This window comes from Lacticaseibacillus sp. 30, from assembly GCF_053819265.1.
Map to the genome: position 1 here is coordinate 1 of NZ_JBSOQX010000014.1, position 21334 is coordinate 21334.

Below are 21334 nucleotides of genomic sequence, written 5' to 3' on the forward strand. Positions count from 1 at the left end.
ACAAAATACCCCGGCTAGCCAGCCGAGGCGCGATTGTATTCATTCACTTTTACAGTGTGTGGAACCCAATATCAGTGCGATAATCCAAAACGCCTTGAATTTTCTCCATGGCTGTTTTTGCCGCTTTAACGGCATCTGGCAAAGACTCCGCCCCAGCTACTACGGAGAAGATTCTACCAGCGTGACTTTCCCAGCCGTGGTCACTTTTCGCCACTCCTGCTGGCAGCCAAGTTCCCTCTGGCCAATCTGTCGGCACAATGACGGGAACTGTCTTGAGCGCGCCGCTTGGGTACGCAGGATTAACGGCAACAAAGCAAGCATAGGCCTTATCGCTCAACGTCAAACTAGGTTGGCGGTTTGCTAATAAGTCGCTAATCAGTTGATAAAAATCATTTGTGATTTGCGGCAGCAGGACTTGCGTTTCTGGATCGCCAAAACGCATGTTATATTCCAAAATCTTCGGTCCGTCAGGTGTGAAGATCAGTCCAATGTACATGACCCCTTGACCATCTAAGCCATCAGCCTGCATGCCCTTTAACGTTGCATCCACAAGTTGATGGGCAGCGGTTACTTGATCATCGTTAAATTGCGGTAACGGACTAATCGCCCCCATCCCGCCTGTATTAGGACCGCGATCATTGGCAAAACGCCGCTTGTGATCCTGAGAAAGCGGTAGAACGACACGCTTTTCACCATTAAACAAGGCCATGACAGAGGCCTCTTCACCCGCAAGATATTGCTCAAGTAGCACGGTTGCGTCTGGATGATCGGCATACATTTTTTCAATCGTTTCATCCAGCGTTTCAGCGTCTTGAGCAATAACGACGCCTTTCCCAGCAGCCAAACCGTCCTTTTTCAAGACCAATGGCAAGCCCATTGTCGCGGCTTCGGCATGGGCATCAATAGCATTGTGAACCGTCTTGCTGGCGGCAGTCGGCAACTGATGGCGCGCCATAAAATCCTTGGCAAACGTTTTGCTGGCCTCTAACTGGGCAACTTTCTTGGTGACGCCAAAAATCGGTTGATCAGCTGCCTGAAAAGCATCAACAATCCCAGCGGCTAACGGCACTTCAGGACCCACAAAAGTCAGATCAATTTGGTGGGTCTCAGCAAAGTCAATCAACTTGGTAAAGTCATTGTCATCAATGTTGATCGGATCAACTCCCAGCAAGCTCATTGCCGGATTACCTGGTGCCACATAGACATGATCAACTTGCGGAGACTGTTTGAATTTTAAAGCAAGGGCACTTTCCCGGGCGCCGCCGCCAATGATCAAAACCTGTTTCATCGTAACCTCCTAGTGTATTTGCTGGTGGAGAAGCTTTTTAAACGCGTCTGTCTTTTCTCTTAAATGCGCTCATAGGCGCGGAAACCTATACATCAGAACCTTGAAGCTATCTGGCCAAAACCCAGCCAGTTCACCTTAAGGCCACTTATGCTCCGGTTTCTAAACGCGCCTGTTTTTCTCTTAAACGCGTTCTCAGGCGCAGAAACCTGCACATAAGGACCTTGAGGTGAACTGGCCAAAACCCAGCCAGTTCACCTCAAGGCCACTTATGCTCCGGTTTCTAAACGCGCCTGTTCACGCTCTTCTTTTTAATGTCTAAAATGACGGACACCAGTTGTCACCATCGCAATCCCGTACTGGTTAGCCTTTTCTATAGAATCTTTGTCCCGAATACTGCCGCCTGGTTGGATGATGGCTTTGATATCATGCTTAGCCGCGTAGTCAACGCAGTCGTCCATTGGAAAGAAGGCATCACTGGCCATGACGGCGCCAGCAAAGTTGTCGTTTTGTTGGGCCTGGGTGAGGGCTAACTCAACCGAACCAATCCGATTCATTTGTCCTGCCCCAATGCCTAACGTCTGATCAGCTTGGGCAACAACGATCGCATTACTCTTCACGTGTTTGACGACTGTTTGCGCAAAAGCAAGTGCCCTGAGCTGCTCGTCTGTGGGTTTCACCGTTGTCACAACAGTCATATCGGCCGGTGTTTCTGTCTGATTGTCCCGCGTTTGAATCAGTAACCCACCATAAATTGCTGTCGTCTCTGTTCCTAATTCAGCTGGCGTATCAGCTGTATTGATTGTAAGCAGCCGGACGTTTTTCTTTTTGGCCAACACAGCATAAGCATCATCATCAAATGCCGGTGCCATAATGATTTCAAGAAAAAGTTTGTGCATTTTTTCGGCAGTTGCTAGATCTACAGGCCGATTCAAGGCGATGATGCCACCAAAAATCGACATCGGATCAGCAGCATAGGCTTTGTCCCAAGCGCCTTCAATGGTTTTTCCAAGACCAATGCCACAAGGATTCATATGTTTGACAGCCACAACCGCTGGCTCGGAAAATTCACGAAGCATCGCTAGCGCAGCATCAGCATCTTTGATGTTGTTATAGGACAGTTCTTTACCGTGCAACTGCTTGGCAGCGGCAAGGCTAGTTGGATTCGGATCAGGTTCAACGTAAAACGCAGCTTGCTGATGGCTATTTTCACCATAGCGCAAATCTTGGCGCTTTGTGTAAGTCGGTGTGAAGTGCTCGGGAAATGGCTCAGGATCAAGATAATGCACAATTTGAGCATCATAAGCCGCTGTAATGGCAAAGACCTTAGCAGCCAGCTTTTGACGCAGATGAGCATCGTCTTGGTCAAGGCCGGTTAAAACAGCCTCGTAATCGGCCGGATCAACGACTGCCCAGACACTGTCGCTATTTTTAGCTGCTGCACGTAAGGCAGAAGGGCCACCGATATCGATTTGTTCGATAGCTTCTGCCCTTGTAACATCTGGGCGTTTGATTGTGGCGGCAAACGGATAGAGATTGACACAAACCAAATCGACCGGTTGAATATCGTGGTTAGCTAATGCCTCCATATGGTCTGGATCATCACGGCGTGCAAGAATGCCAGCATGAATCTTTGGATGCAGTGTCTTCACCCGACCATCGAGCATCTCGGGGAAACCAGTTACCTCTTCAACGCTGGTCACCGCAATACCGGCCGCAGCCAGTTCGCGATGCGTGCCGCCGGTTGAGACTAATTCAAATCCTCGATCAATCAAACCTTTGGCAAAAGAGACCAAACCTGTTTTATCCGAAACACTTAACAATGCACGCTTCACTTAAATCGCTCCTTCTTGAATGAGGTTCTTCACAGTTGCAGGGAAAATTTGATGTTCTTGGCGATGGATCGCCTGCTCAAGCTCGGCTAAGCTCATACCATCAGTGATATTGACTGGCACTTGGGCGATAATCTCGCCGGTGTCAATACCAGCATCCACAAAATGCACCGTGACGCCGGTGACTTTCACCCCATAGTCGAAAGCATCCTGAATACCTTGGCGCCCTGGAAAACTAGGTAGTAAAGCTGGATGCAAGTTGATGATTTTTTTAGGGAATGCCCTTAAAAGGGTTGGCCCGATGATACGCATGTAACCGGCCAAAATCAAGGCAGATACTGGTGGTAACTGTTCTAAGATGGCCGTCTCTGCCGCCGTTTTATTAGGATAGCTTTTAAAATCAACTACGATCGTCAAAATGTTGCGCGCGGCAGCCTTTTGAATCACCGGCGCCTGTGATTGATCACAAACCAGTGCGGCGATGCGATAGCCGCTATCTGGTTGATCAGCGGCATTTTCCAACGCCTCAAAGTTGGTGCCATAACCAGATGCAAAAACAGCTAGATCTTTCATCGACGACTCACCTGCCAGTGCAGCTTTTCGACAGGATCTTCGTCAACCGTGCCAATCACTTTACTGCTAGGAATCTCGTCTTGAACAAGACTAACCGCTTGTTCTGCCACGACAAGGATCATGCCAATTCCAAGATTGAAGGTACTACGCATCGTTGTTTCACTTAAATGTCCGGCATGTTGCAAACGATCGAACAACTCTGGCCGTTGCCATGCTTGCGGATCAATGTTTGCTACCAAACCGTCAGGCATCACCCGTGGGAGATTTTCGGTGATGCCACCTCCAGTAATGTGAGCGGCTGCGTGAATCAACCCTTGCTGCATGAGCGGCAATACCTGCTTCACATAAATGCGCGTGGGCCGCATTAATGCATTCATCATTTCCGAACCGTCATTAAGCGATTGACTCCCTAAGTCGGTCTCTGCCAACAGCTTGCGCACCAGTGAATAACCATTGCTATGGACACCTGAACTTGGTAGCCCAATCAAAACATCACCTGCCGCCACTTGTTGTGGTAGACGTTTTGAAGCAGCTACCAAACCAACTGCGAAACCGGCCAAGTCGTAATGATGTTGCGGATACATATCTGGCATTTCCGCTGTTTCGCCACCAATTAATGCCATTTGAGCCTGCTGACACCCATAAGCAATTCCGCGAACAACGGCCTCAGCGCGGTCAACATCCAAATGATCCACCGCCATATAATCAAGGAAAAAAAGTGGCTGGGCGCCTGACGCCAATAAATCGTTCGCAACCATAGCGACTAAATCAATTCCAACAGTTTCATGCGCATCGCATTGCAATGCCAACAGCAACTTGGTGCCAACGCCATCCGTGGCGCTGATCAAGGTTGGCTCCGAAATCTCCGGCAACCGATAAGCCGCGGCAAAGCCACCAACACTAGCTAAAACATTGGCATTCGTTGTTTCTTTTGCCAACGCCGCGATTCGTTGAACAGCTGCCTCGCCAGCTTCAATGTCCACGCCGGCGTCTTTATAATCAGTCATGCACTAACCTCCGCAACATTGACTTTGAGGGATGCCACTTCCTTATCCAAGGCAAAGGCATAATCATCTAACGGTGCTGGATACTGGCCGGTGAAATAAGCGACACACAAACCGCCATTAGGCGCCGTGGCCGATAAGCCGACACTCTCTTCCAGCCCCTGGGTTGAAAGGAATCCAAGCGACTCGACCGCTAAAAGATCCCGCATTTCAGCAACGCTATGATTTGCAGCAAAAAGTTCGCTGGTCGTCTGAAAATCAATCCCGTAAAAACAAGGAAAGCGCAACGGTGGGCTGGCAATACGTAAATGGACCTCAGCTGCGCCAGCCTCTTTCAACAACTTCACGATTTGTTTGGAAGTCGTTCCACGAACAATCGAATCATCGACTAAAACAATTCGCTTGCCGGCAACAACTGGTTTGATCACACTGAGCTTCATTTTGACGCTTTTTTCCCGCAATGCTTGTGTCGGTTGGATAAAGGTTCGCGCCACATACTGACTTTTCATTAAACCCATCTCATAAGGGATTCCACTGGCCTTCGCGTAACCAATGGCAGCAGACAGCGATGAATTCGGCACGCCGACGACAATATCCGCGTCCGCCGGTTGTTCTTTTGCTAACCGTTCACCCATCCGTACACGGGCCTGATGGACATTAATGCCGTGAATATCCGAATCGGGGCGGGCAAAGTAGATGTATTCCATCGAACAAACGGCTAATTGGGTATTCGTGGTGAAATGATCAATGTGCAAACCAGCATCATCAATCGTGATTAATTCCCCTGGCTGGACATCACGGACGAATTCAGCGCCAACCGCGTCCAAAGCCGCTGTTTCGCTGCACACAATATAGCCGCCATCTGACAACACCCCGACAACCATCGGCCGAAAGCCATGCGGATCAACTGCGGCATATAAACCATGTTCCGTCAGTAAGACAAACGCAAAACCACCATGAACTTCATTTAAAGCGGTCTTCAACTGTGTCAGCCAAGGCTGGCCAACTTGCCGTCGGATTAAATGCATCAAAACTTCCGTATCGGAGGTGGACTGAAAAATTGCGCCTTGATCTTCCAACTGCCGCCGCAAACTGATCGCATTGGTCAGATTGCCATTATGCGCCAAGGCAATGGCTTCATCCGAAAACCGGAAAAGCAACGGCTGAATGTTTTCCAGCACGCGTCCCCCTGCTGTCGAGTAGCGCACGTGGCCCAAGGCGGCGCGTCCGATTAATGGCGTCAATTGATCGGTATTCGTGAAAACTTCGCTCAGTAACCCCAACCCATAATGCCGCCGCATCCCGTCTTTGGTCAGCCCAACAATACCGGCGCCTTCTTGACCGCGGTGCTGTAGTGTGTGTAACCCAAGATGCGTGATGCTGGCGGCATTAGGATTACCCCAAACACCGAAAACCCCGCATTCTTCATTTAAGCCTTTTGGTTCATGTGGCATGGGAGCGCCTCCTCGAATGCTGTCTGTAGCTGTTGCAACGATGCAGAAAAATGTTGATTAACGGTTGTGACTTCAAATTCTGGTGGGGCCTGAACTCGACCAATCAATTGGGCCGGGCCATGCAATGCTTCAAATGCTGCCTGATTTTCAGGGGACACGGTGAGCAAGAAGCGGCCTTGCGTCTCGGAAAATCCCCAAGCAGTCGGCAATGTGACGTTAATCTGGGCGCCAAGTTGGGCATCAAACCCCATCTCTGCCAAGGCGACCAACAACCCACCATCGCTTAAATCGTGCGCTGCAGTAATTAGATGCTCGCGAATGGCCTTCAAAACAAAGTGCTGATGCTGCTTTTCAGCCTCTAAATCAAAATCGAACAGCTTGCCAGTGACTTCTCCTGTTTGCAGCTTCTGCAGTTCGCTGCCGTTAAAATCACCATGAGTTTCCCCCACCAGATAAATCAGATCATCTGCTTGCTTGAAAGCCGCCGTGGTGATCGTGCTCAAATCCTCAATCAAGCCAACCATGCCAATCATTGGGGTTGGATAGATCGCCTCACCATTCGTTTCGTTATACAGCGACACATTTCCTGAAATAACTGGGGCGTTAAAGGCTTTGGTAGCCGCAATGATTCCCTTCGCCGCCTCAGCCAGTTCGTAGAAGGCCTCAGGCTTAGTTGGGTCGCCAAAATTGAGACAATCGGTGATCCCAAGCGGTTCCGCCCCGCTGGCAACCAAATTGCGCGCAGCTTCAGCCACACTCATTGCCGCACCCACCTGCGGATCAAGATACAAGTAACGTCCCTTACTATCGGTGGTCATCGCCAGTGCTCGGTGAGTACCGCGAATCCGAATCACGGCTGCATCACTGCCTGGCAAGACGACGGTATTAGTTTGCACCTGCGCATCGTAACGCTTGTACAAAGATGACTTGTCAGCAATCGTCGGCATCGCCATCATGTCCGTCCATATTTGCACCGGATCAGTGATGATAGGGTCAAAATCCGCAGCCGGTTGGGCCAGTCGTTTTGGCATTTTCCCTTGTTGATGATAAATCGGCGCATCATCGGTCAACGAACTCACAGGCACATCGCAAACCAATTTACCATGGTGATAAAGCTGATACTGATGACCAGCAATCACATGACCAACAATCGCCGCATCCAAATCATAATCGGCGAAAACAGCCAAAACTTCTTGCTCAAAGCCGGCCCGAACGCATAGCAGCATCCGTTCCTGAGACTCAGACAACATAATTTCAAACGGCGTCATTTCGGCTTCACGCTGCGGAATCAGATCGAGATCTAACACCATCCCGCTGTTAGCCTTACCAGCCATCTCCACGCTTGACGATACCAATCCAGCTGCACCCATATCTTGAATACCAACAAGCGCCTCCTGATGATGCCCGGTAATTTCGAGACAAGCATCCATCAACAGCTTTTCCATGAAGGGATCGCCAACTTGAACCGCCGAGCGATCGGCTGCTTCTTCGTCAGAAAAATCCCCAGAAGCAAAGCTCGCACCGTTAATACCATCACGCCCTGTTTTGGCCCCGACATAAATCAAAGCATTGCCAACACCAGCAGCTTTACCTTTTTGAATTTGATCTTTGTCCATGATGCCAACGCACATGGCATTGACCAGCGGATTTCGGGTATAGCTCCCGTCAAAGTTTGTTTCGCCGCCAACTGTCGGAATGCCAATTGCATTGCCATAACCGCCAATCCCCGCGACAATCCGATCAACCAAATGTTGGGTATGTGGCTGTTCAATGTCGCCAAAAGCTAGCGAGTCCAACATCGCAACCGGCTTGGCACCAATTGAGAAAATGTCGCGGATAATGCCGCCCACACCTGTTGCTGCGCCTTCATAAGGTTCAACTGCCGAGGGATGATTATGACTTTCGGCTTTGAAGACCACTGCTTTGCCTTCGCCGATATCAATCACGCCAGCACCTTCACCTGGCCCCATTAACACGCGCTCATTTTTGGTCCAAAATTGGCGTAATACCGGCTTGCTATATTTGTAAGCGCAGTGTTCGCTCCACATACCGCTAGCTAACCCGATCTCGGTATCGTTTGGCTGATGGCCGATTAGTTCTGCAAAACGATCATATTCAGCCTCTGTCAGCCCAAGGTCTAAATAAGGTTTCTGGGTTGCAATAGCCTCGGGGCTCATCTCAACGTGCACCACGTACATCGGCTCCTTCCGTTTGGTTAATCAGCGATTGGAATACGCCCAAGCCATCCGTACCGCCCAGCAGTGCTTCAACAGCCCGTTCCGGATGGGGCATCATGCCTAACACATTACCAGTCTCATTGGTCACACCGGCAATATCGTGCATGCTGCCATTAGGGTTATCTGCATAACGGAAAACCACTTGGCCATTAGTTTCTAGAGCCGCCAACGTTTCCGGATCTGCGTAATAGTTGCCTTCACCATGAGCAATCGGTAATGTCAAATGTTCCCCAACTTGGTATTGATTTGAAAACGCCGTCCCGGCATTTTCTACCGTCAATGCAACTGGTTCACAGATGAAGTTCAAGTCGCGATTCCATTGCAAGGCGCCGGGAAGCAAACCGGCTTCGGTCAAAATCTGGAAACCGTTGCAAATGCCAATGACATAGCCGCCAGCCGCAGCAAACTGCTTTAGGGCAGCCATCACTGGTGAAAAGCGTGCAATCGCACCACTGCGTAAGTAATCACCATAGGAAAAACCGCCTGGCACCATCACAACATCATAAGCAGTCAAGTCGGTTTGAGTTGGCTTGATCAAGTCACACTCGGCTCCGGCAATGTCACGCACCGCCCATTGCAAATCAAGATCACAGTTCGAGCCCGGAAAAGAAATCACAGCCGCTTTCATGCGTTAACCTCCGCCATCGGTTCTAGCTCAAAGCGATAAGTTTCCATGTTGACGTTAGCCAGTAATTGGTCGCAGATCGTATCAACTTGCTTGCGAACGTCCGCTTCGCTGCCTGCTAATGTCAATTCAAAGTACTTGCCGTACAACACATCTTCAACATTGTGATAAGCCATTCGTCCCAAAGCAGTTTTAATGACCTCGGCTTTGGGATCCAGCACGGAAGGTTTGTAGGTTACGTAAATTTTAGCTTTAAACATGAGCAGCTCCTTTTTCTTGCAGGCGTGAAAGGACTTCTTCATAAACCGGGGTCAATGGTCCACGGTTTTGTCGGAAAACATCTTTATCGAGCGATGCCCCGGTTTGTTGATCAACTAAGCGAAAATTATCCGGAGACAATTCATCAGCCAGTACCAAAGTGCCATCCTTGAGCGTGCCGTATTCGAGTTTGAAATCAACTAAGGTGATCCCAATCGCCGCAAACCGTTGCATCAAATAAGTATTGATGCGATCAGTTAAAGCGCGCACTTGCTTGAGCTGTTCAGGCGTAGCTTCGTGCAAAGCGAAAATTTGGGCTTCATTCATGAACGGGTCGCCAAGTTCATCAGACTTGTAATAGTATTCGTGGATTGGCGGGTCGAGCTTCATCATCGGCTTAACATTGAACTTGGTGACAAAATGACCGGATGCATAATTACGCACAACTACTTCAAGCGGCAACATCGCGGCTTTTTTGACGATCATCGTCGTGCTGTCCGGCGAATCAAGATAATGCGTTGGTATACCGACAGCTGTTAATTCCTTAAACAGTAACGTCGAAATGGCCCGATTTAATTCGCCTTTGTGGGCAATCTGGGCTTTTTTCTCGCCATTTAATGCTGTGGCTTGATTGGTGTATGCCATCCACAACACATCAGGATCATCGGTTGCATAAACCTGCTTTGCCTTGCCGGTATACAATAATGTTGTTTTGTTCACCATGCTGCCTCCATTTGTTTAAGTATGTCCAACACATTACGATCATCAGTTACCGTAAGATGACCCATTTTGCGACCGGGGCGAATTTCGGCTTTACCATAATCATGCATGTGCCATTCAGGATGCTGAGGCCATTTCTGTTTGGCAATGGTTAAATCGTCGCCGAGCAGGTTGCGCATAACCGCTGGCTGCTTCAATGTAATCGGCGGTATCGGTAAGCCACAAATACTCAAAATATGTGCATCGAATTGTGAAAAGTTGCATGCCTCAATCGAGTAGTGTCCGGAATTGTGCGGACGCGGAGCCAACTCATTGGCCACCACATTGTCCCCTTCGATAAAGAGCTCAACGCCCAACACACCACGAAGATCCAGGCCAAGCGCAATTTTAGTCGCGAGATCATCAATCTTTTTGGCTAACACCGGCGAGATGTTCGGTGCAGGCGCAAGCGTGAGATGCAAAACATGGTGCTGATGGCGATTCTCAACGATCGGAAAAACACGCACTTGATCGCGGCCATCACGTGTCATCATAACGGAGACTTCACGATCAAATTGCTGCCGTTTTTCGAGAATGCAAGGACCATGCGTCAAAAGTTCGCGGGCGGCGGGAAAATCATCTGGTGTATTGATATCTTGCTGACCATGGCCATCATAACCGCCAGTGGTCGTCTTCAGGATGCTTGGTAAGCCGATGGTCGCGACTGCTTGTGCCAACTCAGCGGCACGGTTGACAGCGGCAAAAGGCGTCACCGGTACCCCATGTGTCTTTAAAAAAGTCTTTTCTTTGATCCGATCGCGGGTTATCGCCAAAATGGCGGTACCTTGAGGAATCCGCGTCTCGCTGCGAACGGTTTCCAACGCGGCTAAGTCAACATTCTCAAACTCATATGTGAGCACATCCGACGCATCTGCCAGTTGCTTTAAGGCGGCTTGATCATTGTATGGGGCAGTGATTTGGAAATCTGCTACCTGACCGGCTGGCGAATTGGGTGTCGGCTCTAAAATACCGACGCGATAACCCATCGACTTGGCGCTTTGTGTCAGCATGCGTCCCAACTGACCGCCGCCAATGATGCCAATTGTTGCTGGGGACGTCACTACATCAATCATTGAAGCGCGGCCTCGCTTTCTTTGGCACGCTTAGTTTGAGCATCGCGAAAAGCTTGCAGTCGGTCAGCCAGTTCTGAATCGTTCAGCGCTAAAATAGCGGCAGCGAACAACGCCGCATTGACAGCTCCGGCATCACCGATGGCCATCGTGCCAACCGGGACCCCGCCAGGCATTTGCACGATTGACAGTAGACTATCAACCCCATTTAATGTTCGTGTTTTGATGGGAACCCCGATAACTGGCAGCAATGTATTAGCGGCGAGCATTCCAGGTAAATGAGCAGCGCCGCCTGCACCGGCGATAATTGCACCAAACCCCAGTGCCACTGCCTGTTTACCAAAATCCGCCAGCTCGTCTGGCATCCGATGAGCCGAAATAACCCGCTTCTCATAAGGAATAGCCAATGACGTTAACTGAGCCGTCACTTGCTGCATGGTCGGCCAATCAGAGGTTGACCCCATGACCACTGCTACTTTTTGCATCTCGTTCCCCGCTTTCTTTAAGATGTTTTGAGAATAGCACGTCAGCCCGACAGATTCAATAAAAATGAGAACAATTCTCAATGTTATATTAATAATCGTTCGTGTTTCTCTTTTAAAATCTTAACCAGTCAGCTTTTCAATGTCTGAAATCACATCTGTGTTGCTAATATTCCTTTTGACAACTTATTGCAGTCGCCATCGCCAAAGGCTGCTACTCGCGCACAAAAAAACGCACATCACAGAGCGATGTGCGTTCATCAGATATGCGTTGTTGAAGTCTTAAACTTAGGCAGCCTTCGTTGAAAATGATTTGCCGTCCTTAGCAACAAAGAGTTGCGGGGCAACGGTGAGCAATACACCAACAACAACAATTGTTAAGACGGTGCTGAATAACGCTGATCCGCCATTGACGATCAACGAGTATACCCAGACATTCGTTCCTTTAGGCGCATACGCACCCCAGAAAACAACGCCAGCGATGAAATGGATAAAGTATTTAGCAAATGTGCCGATAATAATACCAGCAAAGGCATAGCCGCTCGCCTTCACTTTTTCACTACCGCGCACTGCCTTTTGGAAAGATGCAAACGTCAACCCCATTAAACCGACCAAGGTAAACGCAATCGGATATTCAAGAATACCTTGTAAAGGATTCAAGACACTGCCACCGCCAATACCACGCAAAATCAGATCCAAAATCCCCCAGACAAAGCCTGCCCATGCTGCAGGAACTAACCCACGCCGCATAGCCAAAACAGCAATTGGAATCAGACCATAATTCAGTTCAATTGCCGAAACACCCGTGGTATGTGGAATATAAGTCAATGCCATCGCAAAAGCTGCAATGATCGCAGTTTCCAAAATGACAACAAGTTGCTTGTGCTGTTGCATAAAAAAAGCCTCCTAGTGAGTCCCCGTTCACAAAGAAGGTCGCTTCCGACCATTCACAAATCCCTACGCTCGCATTAACGAACAGGTTCGAAGGGTCCGGGTTTCCCCGTTCTCAGCCAATGGCTCCCCTTTGTGAAGGTTCATCGAATTGTTGATACACCTTTATGGTATCAAACTTTTTGTAAAGCGCAACTTTTTGGTCTTGAACAAATGGCTTGTCATTAATGATTTAAGCGGGCTTTCTCCTCTCGGTGCAAAGTTTCGAGGGAGCGTCCAGCCGTTTCCGGCACAAAAATCAGAACGAAAAGCAATGAAATCAAATTTGTCCCGATGAAGCAAACGAATGTCCAGAACATGCCTATTTGGGCCAGACCAATCGGGAACAGAACGCCAACACCAAAGTTAGCTAACCACAAGCAGAAGGTTGCAGCACCCATCCCTATACCCCGAACCTGTTCAGGGAAGATTTCAGACATCAGCAGCCAAGTCATTGGACTGATAGCGCCTTGGAAGAACGCCAAGAACAGCATCATCATCCCGATTGTTGCAAATGCCCGGAATGGCGAACCCGCTGGTAGTCGACTAGCGAAAGTGACACCAGTAATCGCCACGGTTGAGCCAATCAATCCCACAATCAGCATTGGCCGCCGCGGAACATGCTTCAACAATTGCAACGTCACAATCGTTGCAGCAACGGCAGTAACCCCATTGGCAATGTTGGCGATCAAGGCGCTATCTCGCCCAAAACCCGTCATTTGTAAAATTGAGGTGCCATAATACATCATGACATTGATACCAGCAATTTGCTGAATGACGCCTAGGCCGATGCCAATCAGAACCAGTCGGCGAATCCATTTGGTTTTCAATGCTCGAACACTCGCCTGCTTATGTTTAGCATCTTCGGCAAGATTCTGTTTCAAATGGTCAATCTCTGCTGGCACTTCAGCAGCAGATCGCAACACTTCCAAACTTGAACGTGCTGCTGCCGGCCATCCTTTCATCATTAACCAACGAGGAGATTCCGGAACAAAATAAGTACCGATACCTAAGATAATTGCCGGAATGACTGCCAATACAATCATCCAGCGCCAGATACCCGGAACGTTACCAAAAGTGGTTCCTAAAAAGGCATTGAGAACAAAAGCAAGTAACTGGCCAGTCACGACCATCAGCTCATTTTGTGTGACTAACCGTCCACGATGACTCGTTGGGGCAATCTCTGCTAAAAAGCTCGGAACCAGCACAGAGACGCCACCAACGGCTAATCCAAGGATCAGCCGTGCGCCAATCAGCCAGCCAGCACTCGGGGAAAGTGACGAGGCTACCGTTGCCAGAAAAAATAAGCCCGCTAACATGGTGATGAGCCGCCTGCGCCCATAGCGATCACTTAAACGACCGACTAAGATGGCACCAAAAGCAGCACCCAGCGTCAAACTACTGGTGACCCAACCCTGTGATCCAGGGGCAAGTTTCAGTTCCGAAGAAATAAAAGGCAATGCGCCATTGATCACCCCAGTGTCATAGCCAAAAAGCAGGCCACCCATCGTTGAAATCAAAGCTACTAGCCGCAACCGTGTCTTCGCACTCGCAAGGTGACCGGTAAATCGATGATTGTGTGTTTTTGATTGATACATGCAATTCCCCCTACAAGTCCAAATGAACCACCGCTCACAGTGCCATACCATGAATCAGTAACTCAATTTTTAGTTTACATAATAACCTTAACACTTTTCTGAAAAGTCTGCAGTCAGTCACTGTTCAGATGCCGACAAATAGTCGCGCAATCACCTTTTTGCATGGCAAAGTTAAAGTCCCATTTTCGAGCGGGTTTCAGAAAAATCAATGCTAGCGAGCCCGATCAAAATCAAATTTTGGTCAAAAAAAGAAGCCGTCAACTTATTCAGTCAATAGCCTCTTTCTGATAATGAAAGTTTATTTCTGACCAGTTGTTTTCTTAACCAGATCAGCGTTTTCATCATTAGTGATATTTTGGTTCAAAGCAATTTCATCCATCTTAGCCATATCAGCTGTCGAAAGCTTCTTCATCAAGCTACGGACTTTAAGGACAGAAGTTGCGGACATTGAGTATTCGTCAAGACCCATACCAAGCAACAGTGGTACCATGATTGGATCACCAGCAGCTTCGCCACACATACCGGCCCACTTGCCTTCCTTATGTGCCGAATCAATCACATGCTTGATTAGGCGAAGGATGGATGGGTTGTATGGCTGATACAGGTAGGAAACATGCTCGTTCCCACGATCAGCGGCCATAGAGTACTGGATCAAGTCATTTGTACCAATGGAGAAGAAGTCAACGTACTTAGCAAACTGATCAGCCAAAACTGCAGCTGCAGGAATTTCGATCATAATGCCAAGTTGGATATCATCAGATACTTTGACGCCATCCTTGACTAACTTATCTTTTTCTTCAGTGAAAATCTGCTTTGCTTGCTTGAATTCAGCAATGGTAGCAATCATAGGGAACATGATCCGCAGATTGCCAAAGGCAGATGCACGCAACAAGGCGCGCAACTGTGTCCGGAAGATATCTTGGCGATCAAGACTGATCCGAATCGCACGATAACCCAAGAATGGGTTCTGTTCTTCAGGAAGCGGCAAATATGGCAGATGTTTATCCCCGCCAATATCCATCGTCCGAACAACAACAGGCTTCGGACTCATCGTTTCGACAACCTTCTTGTAGGCCTCGAATTGATCGTCTTCAGTTGGTAATTCAGCAGAATCCATGTACAAGAACTCTGTCCGATACAAACCGATACCTTCAGCACCGTTTGCCAGCACACCATCAAGATCCTTTGGCGTGCCAATGTTGGCAGCAACATCAAAGTGTTTGCCATCAGCTGTGATTGATTTGGCCGTCTTCAAAAGAGCCCATTCAGCTTTTTGCTTAGCAAATGCTTCAGCATCCTGCTTGAACTTAGCTACTTCATCATCGGTCGGATCAACAACAACTTCACCAGTTAAGCCATCAACGGAAATAAGATCACCGTTATTAGCCTTCTTGGTAATGTCATCTGTCCCAACAACAGCCGGGATTTCCAACGAACGTGCCATAATCGCACTGTGCGCAGTCCGACCGCCAATATCCGTGACAAATGCTTTGACATACTTCTTATTCAATTGTGCGGTATCCGAAGGGGTCAGGTCATGCGCAACCACAACGACTTCTTCATCAATTAATGCTGGATTTGGCAAATTGCGACCGAGCAAGTGTGCCATGATCCGCTTTGTCACGTCGCGGACATCAGCCGCACGTTCCTGCATATATGGATTGTCGGTCATACCTTCGAATGTCTTAATAAAGAATTCGGAGACTTCTTTCAAAGCCTGCTCAGCATTGACTTTTTCATCATTGATCTTAGTCTCTACCTGACCAGTAAAGTCAGGATCAGCCAAAATCATCATGTGCGCATCAAAAACCTGAGCCTCTTCTTCGCCAAGCGATTCAGCGGCCTTTGCTCGAATAACCTTTAACTCATCATTACTTTGATCAAGTGACTGCTTCAGGCGATCGATTTCCTTTGAAGGATCATCAACCGTCTTTTTTTGGAATGACAAATCAGGTTGAACCAGTAAATAGGCCTTCGCTGTGGCGATCCCATCACTAGCAGCGATTCCCTTCAAATGTTCAGCCATTATTCAGCCAAGCCTTCCTTTTTCATTGTGTCTGTAATAGCAGCGATAGCATCAGCCTCGTCTGCACCTTCAGCAGAAATGGTAACATCGGCACCTTGGCCAACACCCAAACTCATGACGCCCATGATAGACTTCAAGTTAACGCTCTTACCCTTGTATTCCAAGTTGATATCTGAGTTGAACTTACTTGCTGCCTGTACCAACAAGGTTGCCGGACGTGCGTGGATCCCGGTTTCTGCAATAATATTAAATTCGCGTTTTTCCATGACTGATCTGCTCCTTCGTATTAACTAGATTTCTAGTTTTTTTCCGAATAGTTTGTGTGCGCATTCGTACCCAAAACAATTCATGTAAACCTTACCATTTTTTGAAGCTTGTCACAAGCGCCACATCAGATTTGGCGCCTATATTAACGAGAATCAACTGATCGATAATGGTATTCAATGACACCATCACGTTTAGCCATTCCCACGATCTCTTCACGATCAGGATAATTCGTCCATGCCGCGCGAAACGCCATGAACGTTTCTGGCGTCACCGTGATTTTGTCCCGCCGACCAGTCTTTAACTCATCTATTAAAGCGACGTAATCCTGAGTCATCTATTTGCCTCACCTCACCTAATAAGAGTAGCATAAAAGCTGGTAAGGAAAAAGCGCAAGTGCTTGCTGTCACTGAAATTTTTGCAACTTTTTAGCACTCTTAGTGGCAGAGTGCTTGCATTCCAGAAATGTGGGTGTATACTATTGCCATAGGTCAAGAAAGGTCAAACCTTTTTCGACTGCACGTGGCACCTAAACAGATAGGAAGGTTGTGACAAAATGCTGTGTGAAAACTGTCATAAGAATCCAGCCACTATTCATCTTTCAACCGTTGTTAATGGCACTCGACAGGAAATTAATCTCTGCCAAAACTGTTATCAATTACTCAAGAACCAAGCAGGAGGAAATATGAGACCAACTGATGCAACCGATCCATTTGGTTTCGGCAGCTTAGATGATATTTTCCGTGCGATGAATCAGGGAATGGATCAACCGCAACAACCAAATGCTCAGACCCCGCCAACTCAGGCAGGCCGTGGCGGCAATGGTAATAACGGCCGCAATGGCAACCGTGGCAAGGGACTGCTGGGACAATTCGGCGTTGATCTGACTGAACAAGCACGGAATGGTCAAATTGATCCGGTCATTGGTCGTGACAAAGAAATTTCACGGGTGATCGAGATCTTAAACCGCCGAACAAAAAATAATCCAGTCCTGATTGGTGAAGCCGGTGTCGGCAAGACTGCTGTTGTTGAGGGCTTGGCATTGAAGATCGCTAATGGCGATGTTCCGTCAAAACTTCAAGATCGGCATGTCATCCGACTCGATGTCGTTTCACTAGTTCAAGGAACTGGCATTCGCGGTCAATTTGAACAACGTATGCAACAATTGATTGACGAACTTAAAAAGAATAAGAACATTATCTTATTTATTGATGAAATCCATGAAATCGTCGGCGCTGGCAATGCTGAAGGCGGTATGGATGCCGGCAATGTTCTGAAACCAGCATTAGCACGTGGCGAGTTGCAGCTCGTTGGTGCCACTACTAGCAATGAATATCGTCAAATTGAAAAAGATTCAGCCCTTGCTCGTCGTCTGCAACCAGTCCTCGTTGAGGAGCCAACTGTAGAAGAGACGATTAAGATTCTAAAAGGCCTGCAGCCGCGGTATCAAGATTTTCATCATGTTAAATATACAGATGCCGCCATTGAAGCAGCTGCAACTTTGAGCAATCGTTACATTCAAGATCGTTTCTTGCCTGACAAAGCGATTGACCTTCTGGATGAATCAGGTTCCCGGAAGAATCTGACCATTGCCACTGTCGATCCGGAAACGATCAAGACCAAGATTGACGACGCCGAGAAGCAAAAGCAAGCTGCTCTGAAGCAGGAGGATTACGAAAAAGCTGCCTTCTATCGTGACCAAGTTACTAAGTTAGAAGATATGGCTAAGAAACAGTCTAATCTGCCTGAAAATGAAATTCCGACTGTCACCGAAAAAGATATGGAACAGATTGTTGAAGAAAAAACCAACATTCCAGTCGGTGAACTGAAGGCTCAGGAGCAAGCACAGCTGAAGAATCTGGCTGGCGACCTTGAAAAGCATGTCATTGGTCAGAATGAAGCAGTCGATAAAGTTGCTCGCGCTATTCGTCGTAACCGGATCGGCTTTAACAAGTCCGGTCGGCCGATTGGGTCCTTCCTATTCGTCGGCCCAACAGGTGTCGGCAAAACTGAACTGGCTAAACAGCTTGCCAAAGAGCTGTTTGGTTCTGAAGACGCCATGATCCGGTTTGATATGTCGGAGTACATGGAGAAATTCAGTGTCTCTAAGCTTATCGGGTCACCGCCAGGCTATGTCGGCTATGAGGAAGCCGGTCAATTAACTGAAAAAGTTCGCCGAAATCCTTATAGCCTCATCTTGTTAGATGAAATTGAAAAAGCCCATCCAGATGTGATGAATATGTTCTTGCAGATCTTGGATGACGGCCGATTGACTGATTCTCAAGGCCGTACCGTTTCCTTCAAGGACACGATCATTATCATGACATCCAATGCTGGCTCAACCGATGCCGAAGCAAACGTTGGTTTTGGCGCAGCTTTAAGCGGTAAGACGCACAGTGTGCTGGATCAGCTTGGTAATTACTTCAAGCCTGAATTCCTGAACCGTTTTGATGACATCGTTGAATTCAAGTCATTGTCTAAAGACGACTTGTTGAAGATTGTGTCACTGATGATTCAAGATACCAACAATAACATCAAGGATCAGGGCTTGACGATTCATGTTACCGATCCGGTTAAGGAAAAGCTGGTTAATCTCGGTTACAATCCTGCCATGGGAGCTCGGCCGCTGCGTCGAGTCATTCAGGAACAGATTGAAGACCGCGTTGCTGACTTCTACCTTGACCATCCAAAGGCTAAGGAACTTGAAGCCCGCATCAGTAATGGTGAGATTACGGTTGGTGAACCTGCCAAGGCTGAAACCACTCAAAAATCTAAAAAGTAATTTGTTTTAAGAAAGCCCTCGAACTTCATTGCGTTCGAGGGCTTTCAATTCACATATTATTATTTTCCGTTAAACTGTTTTATAATAAAAACAGTAGGGAGAGAAATGGAGGGCATGAGCATGCGACTGATTAACGTGACCAACAGTTTCAGAAATCTAGTAAGCCAACAATTGAGTGGTACCGATGCCCGGCTGGTCAAGGTCTTCTCACTTGGCCAAACGACAGTTGTTTATACGGAGGCACCTTCCCATATCGAACTTCTTTTCACCAATGAGCGCCGCAATATTCAGCGTGCGGAAATTGCTTTCACACTCGAACGGCTTTTGCAAAAGGACATTGGCGATGTTTCGCCAATTATGGGTCATCATCTGGCAGAAGTGACTGTTCCCAAGCTTGAGCGGCAAGCAGAGTAACCCGAAGAAGGATAGCGCCATACTTGCCAATACCAATGAGACTTTTGCACATTGCTAGATTAATAAGCGCACACAAAAAGCGGCTGACATCGCTCAGCCGCTTTTTGTGTGCCACGATACTCATACCCAAACACCCTATTACATTTTGGCAGTTAATTTAACGTCAGGATACTTGTCTGCAAACCACCGTTCAGCGTATTGATTCTCAAATAGGAACAACGGGTCGCCGTGGATATCCTGAACCAATAAGTTCCGGGAACTGCTCATCTTTTCATCCAATTGATCTGGATTGATCCAGCGAGCCGTTCGCGAGCCAATCGGGGTCATAATCACTTCTGAATGATATTCATGCAGCATCCGGAATTGGAAAACTTCAAATTGAAGTTGCCCGACTGCTCCTAGAATATAATCATTCGTGTTATAGGTCTTGTAAAGCTGGACTGCCCCTTCCTGGACAAGCTGCTGCATCCCCTTATGAAATGATTTTTGCTTCATCACATTCTTCGGCGTAACGCGAACAAATAATTCAGGGGTGAACTGCGGTAATTTTTCAAATTGAATCGGTTCCTTGCCTTGATAAATGGTATCGCCAATTTGAAAATTACCGGTATCATACAACCCAACAATATCACCGGCAACCGCAGTTGAAACCGTTTCACGGGTGTCAGCCATAAATTCGGTTGAGTTATTCAGTCGCATCGTTTTGCCGGTTCGATGAAGGATGACATCCATCCCCCGTTCAAATTCACCTGAAACAATTCGGACAAAAGCGATGCGATCGCGATGAGCAGGGTTCATGTTTGCCTGAATCTTAAAGACAAATGCGGAAAACTCTGGGTTAGTCGGATTCACTTCCCCGCCTTGTTCTGTTTTCTTCGGTCCCGGTTCGGGTGCATATTGAACGAAACTATTCAAAAATGTCTCAACGCCAAAGTTAGTCAACGCCGATCCGAAGAACACTGGTGTTTGCTCACCAGCCATGATCTTTTTTAAATTAAACTGGTTGCCCGCGTCATTCAATAATTCGATATCATCTAATGTTTGCGTATAAATCGAATCCTGCGTCAATGGTTGACTTGGATCAAGCTGACCTTGGTCATTCAACGGCAAAAATCGATCATCACCTTCACGCCGATAAAGCTCGATTCGCTGATTCACTCGATCGTAGAGGCCCTTGAGTCCCTTACCCATACCAATCGGCCAGTTCATCGCATAGCCTTCGATACCCAGCAAGTCTTCAAGTTCAGCAATCAAATCCAATGGTTCGCGACCATCACGATCCAACTTATTCATGAATGTAAAAATCGGGATACCACGTTGTTTGACAACTTTGAACAGTTTCTTGGTCTGAGCTTCAATCCCCTTTGCCGAGTCGATGACCATGACTGCGGCATCAACCGCCATCAAGGTCCGATAGGTATCTTCAGAAAAATCTTCATGCCCAGGGGTGTCCAGAATATTAATGCGTTTGCCCTGATAATTGAATTGCATCACAGAGCTGGTAACCGAAATACCACGTTTCTTTTCGATTTCCATCCAGTCCGATTTCGCAAAATGTCCGGATTTTCGGCCTTTAACTGTTCCAGCCTCGCGGATCACGCCGCCAAACAATAAAAGCTGTTCCGTAATCGTTGTTTTCCCAGCATCTGGATGTGAAATAATCGCAAATGTGCGGCGTTTTGCGACTTCTTTTGCTAGTTCCTGTGGTTTCATCGTGCTTTCCTTCCAAAATTGACAAAAT

Annotated in this window: 19 protein-coding genes and 1 riboswitch; of the genes, 2 read left to right on the forward strand and 17 right to left on the reverse strand. The window is 47.7% G+C overall.

Annotated features, from left to right (window positions below):
- Nucleotides 1-49: 49 nt before the first annotated feature.
- The 16 genes from purD to ACWPAB_RS09960 form a co-directional block, all read right to left on the reverse strand.
- Entirely contained in the window at nucleotides 50-1288 is a 1239-nt protein-coding gene (gene purD, locus ACWPAB_RS09885) for a phosphoribosylamine--glycine ligase (protein ID WP_003584857.1), read from the reverse strand.
- 308 nt (nucleotides 1289-1596) lie between these two features.
- Nucleotides 1597-3120 carry a bifunctional phosphoribosylaminoimidazolecarboxamide formyltransferase/IMP cyclohydrolase gene (purH, locus tag ACWPAB_RS09890; protein ID WP_003584858.1) on the reverse strand — a complete coding sequence of 508 codons (1524 nt, stop codon included), beginning with the start codon at nucleotides 3118-3120 and terminating at the stop codon, nucleotides 1597-1599.
- Complete coding sequence (purN, locus tag ACWPAB_RS09895; protein ID WP_003584859.1) at nucleotides 3121-3690, reverse strand: phosphoribosylglycinamide formyltransferase; 570 nt, start codon at nucleotides 3688-3690, stop codon at nucleotides 3121-3123.
- The gene (gene purM, locus ACWPAB_RS09900) at nucleotides 3687-4697 is read right to left on the reverse strand and encodes a phosphoribosylformylglycinamidine cyclo-ligase (RefSeq protein WP_003584860.1); all 1011 of its coding nucleotides are present in this window, start codon (nucleotides 4695-4697) and stop codon (nucleotides 3687-3689) included. Before purM ends, purN begins: the two co-directional genes overlap by 4 nt.
- Entirely contained in the window at nucleotides 4694-6148 is a 1455-nt protein-coding gene (gene purF, locus ACWPAB_RS09905) for an amidophosphoribosyltransferase (protein WP_003584861.1), read from the reverse strand. Before purF ends, purM begins: the two co-directional genes overlap by 4 nt.
- Nucleotides 6124-8340, reverse strand: coding sequence for a phosphoribosylformylglycinamidine synthase subunit PurL (gene purL, locus ACWPAB_RS09910; protein WP_003584862.1), 2217 nt, complete (start codon nucleotides 8338-8340; stop codon nucleotides 6124-6126). Before purL ends, purF begins: the two co-directional genes overlap by 25 nt.
- Nucleotides 8327-9013, reverse strand: a complete 687-nt coding sequence (purQ, locus tag ACWPAB_RS09915; RefSeq protein WP_003584863.1) for a phosphoribosylformylglycinamidine synthase subunit PurQ — start codon at nucleotides 9011-9013, stop codon at nucleotides 8327-8329. The genes purL and purQ overlap by 14 nt, the downstream gene beginning before the upstream one ends.
- A complete protein-coding gene (gene purS, locus ACWPAB_RS09920) occupies nucleotides 9010-9270 on the reverse strand; it encodes a phosphoribosylformylglycinamidine synthase subunit PurS (protein WP_003565984.1) in 261 nt (86 codons plus the stop codon). Before purS ends, purQ begins: the two co-directional genes overlap by 4 nt.
- Nucleotides 9263-9991 carry a phosphoribosylaminoimidazolesuccinocarboxamide synthase gene (gene purC / locus ACWPAB_RS09925; RefSeq protein WP_003579705.1) on the reverse strand — a complete coding sequence of 243 codons (729 nt, stop codon included), beginning with the start codon at nucleotides 9989-9991 and terminating at the stop codon, nucleotides 9263-9265. The genes purS and purC overlap by 8 nt, the downstream gene beginning before the upstream one ends.
- Nucleotides 9985-11100 (reverse strand): 5-(carboxyamino)imidazole ribonucleotide synthase, encoded by a 1116-nt coding sequence (gene purK / locus ACWPAB_RS09930; RefSeq protein WP_003570555.1) that lies wholly within the window; start codon nucleotides 11098-11100, stop codon nucleotides 9985-9987. The genes purC and purK overlap by 7 nt, the downstream gene beginning before the upstream one ends.
- Complete coding sequence (gene purE, locus ACWPAB_RS09935; protein WP_003565990.1) at nucleotides 11097-11582, reverse strand: 5-(carboxyamino)imidazole ribonucleotide mutase; 486 nt, start codon at nucleotides 11580-11582, stop codon at nucleotides 11097-11099. The genes purK and purE overlap by 4 nt, the downstream gene beginning before the upstream one ends.
- A gap of 285 nt (nucleotides 11583-11867) precedes the next feature.
- On the reverse strand, nucleotides 11868-12473 hold the full coding sequence (gene thiT / locus ACWPAB_RS09940) for an energy-coupled thiamine transporter ThiT (RefSeq protein ID WP_003576020.1): 606 nt from the start codon (nucleotides 12471-12473) through the stop codon (nucleotides 11868-11870).
- Nucleotides 12474-12515: 42 nt separating this feature from the next.
- A riboswitch (TPP riboswitch) is annotated at nucleotides 12516-12613 on the reverse strand.
- An 81-nt stretch (nucleotides 12614-12694) separates the two neighbouring features.
- Entirely contained in the window at nucleotides 12695-14107 is a 1413-nt protein-coding gene (locus tag ACWPAB_RS09945; RefSeq protein WP_003584864.1) for a sugar porter family MFS transporter, read from the reverse strand.
- A gap of 298 nt (nucleotides 14108-14405) precedes the next feature.
- The gene (gene ptsP, locus ACWPAB_RS09950) at nucleotides 14406-16133 is read right to left on the reverse strand and encodes a phosphoenolpyruvate--protein phosphotransferase (protein WP_003588118.1); all 1728 of its coding nucleotides are present in this window, start codon (nucleotides 16131-16133) and stop codon (nucleotides 14406-14408) included.
- Nucleotides 16133-16399 (reverse strand): phosphocarrier protein HPr, encoded by a 267-nt coding sequence (locus tag ACWPAB_RS09955; protein WP_003566007.1) that lies wholly within the window; start codon nucleotides 16397-16399, stop codon nucleotides 16133-16135. Before ACWPAB_RS09955 ends, ptsP begins: the two co-directional genes overlap by 1 nt.
- 143 nt (nucleotides 16400-16542) lie before the next feature.
- Entirely contained in the window at nucleotides 16543-16734 is a 192-nt protein-coding gene (locus tag ACWPAB_RS09960; RefSeq protein ID WP_003584866.1) for a hypothetical protein, read from the reverse strand.
- A 219-nt stretch (nucleotides 16735-16953) separates the two neighbouring features.
- Here ACWPAB_RS09960 and ACWPAB_RS09965 point away from each other — a divergent pair, with 219 nt between their 5' ends.
- Both ACWPAB_RS09965 and ACWPAB_RS09970 read left to right on the forward strand, forming a co-directional pair.
- Nucleotides 16954-19179: an ATP-dependent Clp protease ATP-binding subunit gene (locus ACWPAB_RS09965; RefSeq protein WP_003566010.1), complete on the forward strand. Its 2226-nt coding sequence runs from the start codon at nucleotides 16954-16956 to the stop codon at nucleotides 19177-19179.
- Between the two features lie 120 nt (nucleotides 19180-19299).
- On the forward strand, nucleotides 19300-19593 hold the full coding sequence (locus ACWPAB_RS09970) for a DUF1827 family protein (RefSeq protein ID WP_003570563.1): 294 nt from the start codon (nucleotides 19300-19302) through the stop codon (nucleotides 19591-19593).
- A 138-nt stretch (nucleotides 19594-19731) separates the two neighbouring features.
- Here the strand turns inward: ACWPAB_RS09970 and ACWPAB_RS09975 are convergent, their stop codons facing one another.
- A complete protein-coding gene (locus tag ACWPAB_RS09975) occupies nucleotides 19732-21306 on the reverse strand; it encodes a peptide chain release factor 3 (RefSeq protein ID WP_003566014.1) in 1575 nt (524 codons plus the stop codon).
- Nucleotides 21307-21334 lie beyond the last annotated feature (28 nt).

Bases quoted from the DNA above. Each gene is read 5' to 3' on its own strand.
- purD (WP_003584857.1), bottom strand. From the start codon at position 1,288: ATGAAACAGGTTTTGATCATTGGCGGCGGCGCCCGGGAAAGTGCCCTT.
- purN (WP_003584859.1), bottom strand. From the start codon at position 3,690: ATGAAAGATCTAGCTGTTTTTGCATCTGGTTATGGCACCAACTTTGAG.
- purM (WP_003584860.1), bottom strand. From the start codon at position 4,697: ATGACTGATTATAAAGACGCCGGCGTGGACATTGAAGCTGGCGAGGCA.
- purF (WP_003584861.1), bottom strand. From the start codon at position 6,148: ATGCCACATGAACCAAAAGGCTTAAATGAAGAATGCGGGGTTTTCGGT.
- purQ (WP_003584863.1), bottom strand. From the start codon at position 9,013: ATGAAAGCGGCTGTGATTTCTTTTCCGGGCTCGAACTGTGATCTTGAT.
- purS (WP_003565984.1), bottom strand. From the start codon at position 9,270: ATGTTTAAAGCTAAAATTTACGTAACCTACAAACCTTCCGTGCTGGAT.
- purC (WP_003579705.1), bottom strand. From the start codon at position 9,991: ATGGTGAACAAAACAACATTATTGTATACCGGCAAGGCAAAGCAGGTT.
- purK (WP_003570555.1), bottom strand. From the start codon at position 11,100: ATGATTGATGTAGTGACGTCCCCAGCAACAATTGGCATCATTGGCGGC.
- purE (WP_003565990.1), bottom strand. From the start codon at position 11,582: ATGCAAAAAGTAGCAGTGGTCATGGGGTCAACCTCTGATTGGCCGACC.
- thiT (WP_003576020.1), bottom strand. From the start codon at position 12,473: ATGCAACAGCACAAGCAACTTGTTGTCATTTTGGAAACTGCGATCATT.
- ACWPAB_RS09945 (WP_003584864.1), bottom strand. From the start codon at position 14,107: ATGTATCAATCAAAAACACACAATCATCGATTTACCGGTCACCTTGCG.
- ptsP (WP_003588118.1), bottom strand. From the start codon at position 16,133: ATGGCTGAACATTTGAAGGGAATCGCTGCTAGTGATGGGATCGCCACA.
- ACWPAB_RS09955 (WP_003566007.1), bottom strand. From the start codon at position 16,399: ATGGAAAAACGCGAATTTAATATTATTGCAGAAACCGGGATCCACGCA.
- ACWPAB_RS09960 (WP_003584866.1), bottom strand. From the start codon at position 16,734: ATGACTCAGGATTACGTCGCTTTAATAGATGAGTTAAAGACTGGTCGG.
- ACWPAB_RS09965 (WP_003566010.1), top strand. From the start codon at position 16,954: ATGCTGTGTGAAAACTGTCATAAGAATCCAGCCACTATTCATCTTTCA.
- ACWPAB_RS09970 (WP_003570563.1), top strand. From the start codon at position 19,300: ATGCGACTGATTAACGTGACCAACAGTTTCAGAAATCTAGTAAGCCAA.
- ACWPAB_RS09975 (WP_003566014.1), bottom strand. From the start codon at position 21,306: ATGAAACCACAGGAACTAGCAAAAGAAGTCGCAAAACGCCGCACATTT.